General features: G+C 65.2%; 8 protein-coding genes, 2 pseudogenes and 1 riboswitch. Of the genes and pseudogenes, 6 read left to right on the forward strand and 4 right to left on the reverse strand.

Annotated features, from left to right (window positions below; all coding sequences use genetic code 11):
• A pseudogene (locus tag JMF90_RS17515) lies at positions 1-180 on the reverse strand (multidrug DMT transporter permease); the annotation flags it as partial.
• A gap of 510 nt (positions 181-690) precedes the next feature.
• Here JMF90_RS17515 and JMF90_RS17520 point away from each other — a divergent pair.
• Positions 691-1,044, forward strand: a complete 354-nt coding sequence (locus tag JMF90_RS17520; protein ID WP_124467074.1) for a type II toxin-antitoxin system RelE/ParE family toxin — start codon at positions 691-693, stop codon at positions 1,042-1,044.
• Positions 1,041-1,322: a helix-turn-helix domain-containing protein gene (locus JMF90_RS17525; RefSeq protein WP_011545024.1), complete on the forward strand. Its 282-nt coding sequence runs from the start codon at positions 1,041-1,043 to the stop codon at positions 1,320-1,322. Before JMF90_RS17520 ends, JMF90_RS17525 begins: the two co-directional genes overlap by 4 nt.
• 34 nt (positions 1,323-1,356) lie before the next feature.
• On the opposite strand, the gene JMF90_RS17530 is transcribed toward JMF90_RS17525, so the two are convergent.
• From JMF90_RS17530 to JMF90_RS17540, 3 genes are all read right to left on the reverse strand, one after another.
• Positions 1,357-2,145: a molybdopterin-dependent oxidoreductase gene (locus tag JMF90_RS17530; RefSeq protein ID WP_201316792.1), complete on the reverse strand. Its 789-nt coding sequence runs from the start codon at positions 2,143-2,145 to the stop codon at positions 1,357-1,359.
• A gap of 29 nt (positions 2,146-2,174) precedes the next feature.
• On the reverse strand, positions 2,175-2,807 hold the full coding sequence (locus JMF90_RS17535; RefSeq protein ID WP_053526313.1) for a cytochrome b/b6 domain-containing protein: 633 nt from the start codon (positions 2,805-2,807) through the stop codon (positions 2,175-2,177).
• Between the two features lie 76 nt (positions 2,808-2,883).
• Complete coding sequence (locus JMF90_RS17540) at positions 2,884-3,159, reverse strand: pentapeptide MXKDX repeat protein (protein ID WP_041489178.1); 276 nt, start codon at positions 3,157-3,159, stop codon at positions 2,884-2,886.
• A gap of 270 nt (positions 3,160-3,429) precedes the next feature.
• Positions 3,430-3,546: riboswitch (TPP riboswitch) on the forward strand.
• Positions 3,547-3,670: 124 nt separating this feature from the next.
• Between JMF90_RS17540 and thiC the strand changes: the two genes are divergently transcribed.
• The 4 genes and pseudogenes from thiC to JMF90_RS17560 form a co-directional block, all read left to right on the forward strand.
• The gene (gene thiC, locus JMF90_RS17545; RefSeq protein WP_201316791.1) at positions 3,671-5,602 is read left to right on the forward strand and encodes a phosphomethylpyrimidine synthase ThiC; all 1,932 of its coding nucleotides are present in this window, start codon (positions 3,671-3,673) and stop codon (positions 5,600-5,602) included.
• Positions 5,603-5,853: 251 nt separating this feature from the next.
• Positions 5,854-6,066, forward strand: coding sequence for a glycine zipper 2TM domain-containing protein (locus tag JMF90_RS17550; protein WP_011545020.1), 213 nt, complete (start codon positions 5,854-5,856; stop codon positions 6,064-6,066).
• A gap of 224 nt (positions 6,067-6,290) precedes the next feature.
• Complete coding sequence (locus JMF90_RS17555) at positions 6,291-6,545, forward strand: hypothetical protein (RefSeq protein WP_201316790.1); 255 nt, start codon at positions 6,291-6,293, stop codon at positions 6,543-6,545.
• 144 nt (positions 6,546-6,689) lie between these two features.
• Positions 6,690-6,865, forward strand: a pseudogene (locus JMF90_RS17560) (EamA/RhaT family transporter); the annotation flags it as partial.

The following is a 6,865-nucleotide window of genomic DNA, read 5'->3' on the forward strand; positions in this document are numbered from 1 at the left end:
CCCCGACAGCAGCAGCGGCGGGAACGACTGCAGCGCGAAATGCAGCCCGCTGTAGGTCGAACCCCAGACGAAATAGATGAAGACGAGCGCCAGCGCCACGCGGCCGCCGCGGCTTTGCGGCAGGCGAATCCGGAACGAAAAGCGGGCGAGGAAATCGAGGAGGCGGTCGAGCGGCGTCATCGCGCCACCCGCCCGCACGTCACGCCGCGTGCTCCGCTGAAAGACGCCGGCGATGCCGGCAAACGGTCCACGCGGGACCGGGAAGGCAGAGCGAACGTGCGGAACGACATGGCAGTGCGAACGGCGACGAAAGAGAACCGGCAAGCGGCGGCAAAGGGACAAAAACGGGGCAAAAAAAACGTGCGCAACCGCGTCGGCTGCACACGCTCGGCATTATGGCATCAAGGATTCGAAAGCATCGTCGGACCTGTCTGAAAGATATCGACTGATGTTTCGGCGCGACATTTTTCGCGCGACGGACCGGTGAAATCCGGGGCCGGATACGCAATGGGGGAATCGCTGGCGTGTGGGCGACACGCCTGCGCCACCCTTCGCAACCCTTGATCCAGCATCGGCCTGACGGCCAGTTTGTGCATCGGTGCGCCGTGACGCGCCTATCGTGACGGACGGCGCGCGCCCCTGGCGGCGCCCGCAGCTTCTTTCCGCCACCTGCACAGCCCATACAAAATTTTGTATAATCCAGACATTCTTCCGCCGAAGCCCGTCGTTTTCGTCGGCAGCGCGCTGGCCGATCTCCGCGGCTTTCCGTTGCCTGCGCGACGCGAAGCCGGCCACCAGATCGACCAGGTGCAGCGCGGCCTCGCACCCGACGACTGGAAACCGATGCGCACGATCGGCGTCGGCGTGCGGGAAATTCGCCTGCGCGATGCAAGCGGCGCATTCCGGATCGTCTACGTCGCGACTTTCACCGAGGCCGTCTACGTCCTGCACTGCTTCCGCAAGCAATCGACGCGCACGAACAAGACCGATATCGACCTCGCCGCCCGCCGCTATCGGACGCTGATGATGGAGTTGAAACGATGACCAATGAACGCTACGCGAACGTCTGGGACGCAATCGAAAGCGAGCCGGCGGAAGCCGCGAACATGAAGCTGCGCTCCGAACTGATGATCGCGCTCAAGCAGCGCATCGCGCGGCTCGAACTGAGTCAGGCCGAGGCCGCGAAGCAGCTGGGCGTCACGCAGCCGCGCGTCTCCGACCTGATGCGCGGCAAGATCAACCTGTTCGGGCTCGACGCGCTCGTGAACATGGCCTCGGCAGTCGGCCTGCGCGTCGATCTCCAGGTGCGCGAATCCGTATGACGCGTGCGCACGCCGTGCACGCCGCGCGCACCGCTCACGAGCCGCCGAACCAGTTGTAGCCCTGATCGACCCAGTAGCCGCCCGGGAACGTATCCGTCACGAAAATTTCCATGATGTGCTTCGGGTTCTTGTAGCCGAGCTTGGTCGGCATCCGCAGCTTCATCGGAAACCCGTATTCCGGCGGCAGCTGGCGGCCGTCGTAATCGAATGCGAGCAGCGTCTGCGGATGCAGCGCGGTCGGCATGTCGATGCTTTCGTAGTAGTCGTCCGCGCACTTGAAGCCGACGTATTTCGCGTGCGTGTCCGCGCCGGCGCGCGCGAGGAATGTGCCGAACGGCGTGCCGCCCCAGCGGCCGATCGCACTCCACCCTTCCACGCAGATATGCCGCGTGATCTGTTCCGCGTGCGGCAGCGCGCGAAGCTCGTCGAGCGTCCACACGCGCTTGCCCGTTACACGGCCGGACAGCACGAGGCGATAGGTCGACTCGTCGACGTGCCGCACTTCGTCGATCCCGTAGTACGCGTTGAACGGAAACGGCCGCGTGATGTCGGCTTCGGTGTAGGTCGGCGCGAGCCGGTTCGGGTTGAACAACCAAGCCTGCACGCGATCGTTCATGCGCGACACTTTCTCGAGGAACGTGTTGACCGACGCGTCGTCCTGCAGCGTGCAGCCGGTCAGCATCGTGAGGCCGCCGAGCGTCAGCACGCGCCGGTTGAAGAGCCGTCTCGACGGCATCTCGAGTTCGCGGCGCACGTCGAGCTCGAGCGATTTCCGGTCGAGCGTCCAGCGCGGCGCGCCGTGGTTTTTTTCGGATTCCGACATGATGAGTTCCTTCGCCCGCGTCGCGCGGGTCAACGGCCGCGCAGCATCGCGAGCAGCGAGCGCGGCACCAGCAACGCCATCGCGACATGGACGACGACGAATGCGACCAGCAGCGCCATCGCCCAGAAGTGCACGATGCGCGCGTTGTCGTAACCGCCGAACAGCTCGCGCAGCAGCGGAAATTGCACCGATTTCCAGATCGTGAGCCCCGACAGCACCAGCACGACGAGATCGACGATCGCTGTCAGGTATGCGGCACGCTGCACCGCGTTGTAGACGCTCAGGTCGTCGTGCGACAGCCGCCCGCCGAGCGCCGCGCGCACGTCGCGCCACACCGACACAGGCGTCACGGGCAGCAACTTGCGCGCGAAGCGCCCCGTCGCGATCGACATCGCGAGATAGAACAGCCCGTTGCCGACCAGCAGCCACATCGCCGCGAAATGCCATTGCAGCGCGCCGCCGAGCCAGCCGCCGAGCGTGATGCCGTGCGCGAACGTGAACGCCGGATAGATCGGCGACGCATCGTAGATACGCCAGCCCGACAACGCCATCAGGATCGCCGCGAGCGCGTTGAGCCAGTGGCTCGCGCGCACCCACCGCGGATGGATCGTCGGCGCGGGCGGCGGCACGCTCGCGCGATCGGTGACAGGAACCGTTTGCATGATGAAGACTCCCGGGATGATGCAGCGGGACGCGACGTGTGCCGGTAACCGGCCGGCCGCGCCCCGCCCGCATTCGTCAGTTCGACGGGCTCATGGCGTCCTTCTTCATCGCATCGCCCTTCTTCATCGCGTCGTGGCCCATCGCATCCTTCTTCATCGCGTGCTTCTTCATGCCGTCCTTCTTCATCGCGCCGTCCTTGGCCATCGCATCGTCCTTGGCCATCGCGTCGTGGCCCATCGCGTCTTTCGACATCGACGTGCCGTCCTTCGACATGGCGTCGTTCTGCGCATGGGCGCCCGTTGCGATCGTGGCAAGTGCGGCGACGCAGGCGGCGAGGAATACGTTTTTCATGACATCTCTCCGATACATGGGTTTGGGAGCCGAATAGACGGAGCACACCGCCGGAAATGACAGCGATGTCAAAAAAAATTCTAGACGCCGAAAATGAAGACGCGAATGCTGCACCGCCTGGCGCTATCCGGCCCGGCCGGGACGCCGTTCGGCAGTCGGGATTGCTGCGGTGCACCCTGCCCGGTTCGCCGGCCGCGATCCGGCCGCCGCCCGGCGGCATCGGCTTCGCACCCGGTTGAAACCACCGCCAAGCCGGTGTATCGTGTGCCCTTGCTAACGCGGGGGTCCTGCAATGCGTTCGGTCAAACAACCGGCATTGCGGGTGAGAAATACCCTTTGAACCTGATCTGGATAATGCCAGCGCAGGGAAGCGTACGGATTTCGCCGCCATCCTTCTGACGAAATCCGCCGCCTCACCAAGCCTCGTCTCCTGCTTAGCTCGAGCCCCACATTCGTCAAGGGCTCCGGGCAAGCGCCGCAGCGCCTGTCCGGCGCCCGCACAGGAGATTGCATGAACGCCAATCCGAAGTTTCTGTCTGCCGACGCGCACGTCGACGCCGCCGCCGTCGCGCCGCTGCCCAATTCGCGAAAGGTCTATGTAACCGGCTCGCAGCCCGACATCCGCGTGCCGATGCGCGAGATCACGCAGGCCGACACCCCGACCGGCTTCGGCGGCGAGAAGAATCCGCCGATCTACGTGTACGACACGTCGGGCCCCTACACCGATCCGGACGCGAAGATCGACATCCGCGCGGGCCTGCCCGCACTGCGCCAGCGCTGGATCGAGGCGCGCGGCGACACCGAAGTGCTCCCCGGCCTGTCGAGCCAGTACGGCCTCGAGCGCGCGGCCGATCCGGCCACGGCCGACCTGCGCTTTCCGGGCCTGCACCGCAATCCGCGCCGCGCGCAGCCCGGCAAGAACGTCACGCAGATGCACTACGCGCGTCAGGGCATCGTCACGCCGGAAATGGAATACATCGCGATCCGCGAGAACCAGCGCCGCGCCGAGTACATCGAGAGCCTGAAGTCGAGCGGCCCGAACGGCGCGAAGCTCGCCGCGATGATGGGCCGCCAGCATCCGGGCCAGGCGTTCGGCGCCGCGGCCTTCGGCGCGAACTCGCTCGCCGAGATCACGCCGGAATTCGTGCGCGACGAAGTCGCGCGCGGCCGCGCGATCATCCCGGCGAACATCAACCACCCGGAATCCGAGCCGATGATCATCGGTCGCAACTTCCTCGTGAAGATCAACGCGAACATCGGCAACTCGGCCGTCACGTCGTCGATCGGCGAGGAAGTCGACAAGATGACGTGGGCGATCCGCTGGGGCGGCGACACGGTGATGGATCTGTCGACCGGCAAGCACATCCATGAAACGCGCGAGTGGATCATCCGCAACAGCCCGGTGCCGATCGGCACGGTGCCGATCTACCAGGCGCTCGAAAAGGTCAACGGCAAGGCCGAGGACCTCACCTGGGAAATCTTCCGCGACACGCTGATCGAGCAGGCCGAGCAAGGCGTCGACTACTTCACGATCCACGCGGGCGTGCGCCTGCAGTACGTGCCGCTCACCGCGAACCGGATGACGGGCATCGTGTCGCGCGGCGGCTCGATCATGGCGAAGTGGTGCCTCGCGCATCACAAGGAAAGCTTCCTGTACGAACACTTCGAAGAGATCTGCGAGATCATGAAGGCGTACGACGTGAGCTTCTCACTCGGCGACGGCCTGCGTCCCGGCTCGATCTACGACGCGAACGACGAAGCGCAGCTCGGCGAACTGAAGACGCTCGGCGAACTCACGCAGATCGCGTGGAAGCACGACGTGCAGGTGATGATCGAAGGCCCCGGCCACGTGCCGATGCAGTTGATCAAGGAGAACATGGATCTCCAGCTCGACTGGTGCAAGGAAGCGCCGTTCTACACGCTCGGGCCGCTCACCACCGACATCGCGCCGGGTTACGACCACATCACGTCGGGCATCGGCGCCGCGATGATCGGCTGGTTCGGCACCGCGATGCTGTGCTACGTGACGCCGAAGGAACATCTCGGCCTGCCGAACAAGGACGACGTGAAGGAAGGCATCATCACGTACAAGCTCGCCGCGCACGCCGCCGACCTCGCCAAAGGCCACCCGGGCGCGCAGGTGCGCGACAACGCGCTGTCGAAGGCGCGCTTCGAGTTCCGCTGGGAAGACCAGTTCAACATCGGTCTCGACCCGGACAAGGCGCGCGAATTCCACGACGAGACGCTGCCGAAGGATTCCGCCAAGGTCGCGCACTTCTGCTCGATGTGCGGCCCGCACTTCTGCTCGATGAAGATCACGCAGGACGTGCGCGAGTTCGCGGCGCAGCAGGGCGTGTCGGAAACCGAAGCGCTGAAGAAAGGGATGGAGGTCAAGGCGGTCGAGTTCGTGAAGACCGGCGCCGAGATCTACCACCGTCAGTAAGCGCGCGGCGAGCCGCACCGGCTCGCGTCGCGATGCACGAAGCCCGCTTTCGAGCGGGCTTTTTTGCGCGTGCCGTGTGCCTGTTGCGCATGCCGTGTGCCTGCCAATCCGGTGCGAAACAATTGATTACGAAACCGCGCGGGCCTTAACAAGTCCTTACAGCAGCGTCGCGGGACGGCGCGTAGATTGAAGTCATGCGCGGCCGCCAGCCGGTCGTGCGCCTTCCGTTCACTACCACAAGGACAACGATCATGAATTCGATTCGGCGTTTTGGGGTATGCGCTCTTCTCGTTGCGACCGTGGCCAGCCTGTCGGCCTGCGATTCGATGTCGCGACGCCAGCGCGATACGGCAATCGGTGCGGGTGTCGGCGGCGTGGCCGGCGCGGCGATCGGCGGCAACGCGCTGTCGACGCTGGGTGGCGCGGCGGCCGGCGGCATCATCGGTAACCAGGTCGGCAAGTAACGAGCGCGACATCGGCCGGTTGGGCGTCGCCCAGCTGCAGGTCGGTCGGTTCAACGGCGTTTCCGCGATGCGGAAGCGCCGTTTTCGTATGTTTCGTATGCCGTGCCGCAAAGGCGCGGCCGCGCCGCCCGGAAATGATCGGTTACCGTTTTTCATACCGTGTCATCGGTCCGCGGCCTAAGCTTGAAGCATCTGCCGATGGCCGGCTCCGCCGGAGACACATCATGAAGAGGACCTTCGTCGCCGCGGCGCTCGCGTGCACGACGCTTGCCGGCTGCTACTACCCCTACGGCTACTATCCGGGCGGCTATTACACGGCGGCGCCGGTGCCGGTACAGCCCGCGCCCGTGTATGTCGATCCGGCCCCCGCCTATTACTATCCGGCGCCGGCGTATGCGCCCGCGTGGGGCGGTTACTGGGGCCCGGCGCTGTCGCTCAATTTCGGTTTCGGCGGACGCGGCAGCTGGCGTCATCACTGATCTGAGCGGTCGTGCCGCGCGTGGCCGACTATTCCGCCGTAAGCGGCGGAATTCCCGTTTCTTGTCGTTTCATCCGATCCTGAAACGACGGTGCGGTAACGCGGTGTAAGATTCTTCGCATCCCGTCTCGCCCCGGCCCGATCGATGTCACCCAAGAACGCTTTCCTGCTGACCGTGCTCGCCGCCCTGTGGGGCGCATCCTTCCTGTTTATCCGAGTCGGCGTGGTCGATTTCGGCGTCGCGCCGCTGATGGCGCTGCGCGTGGGCATCGGCGCGCTGTTTCTCGCGGGCTTCGCGCTGACGCGCTTCAAACCCGCCGA

Source organism: Burkholderia sp. E168m23, assembly GCF_016586125.1.
Lineage (GTDB): Bacteria > Pseudomonadota > Gammaproteobacteria > Burkholderiales > Burkholderiaceae > Burkholderia > Burkholderia orbicola.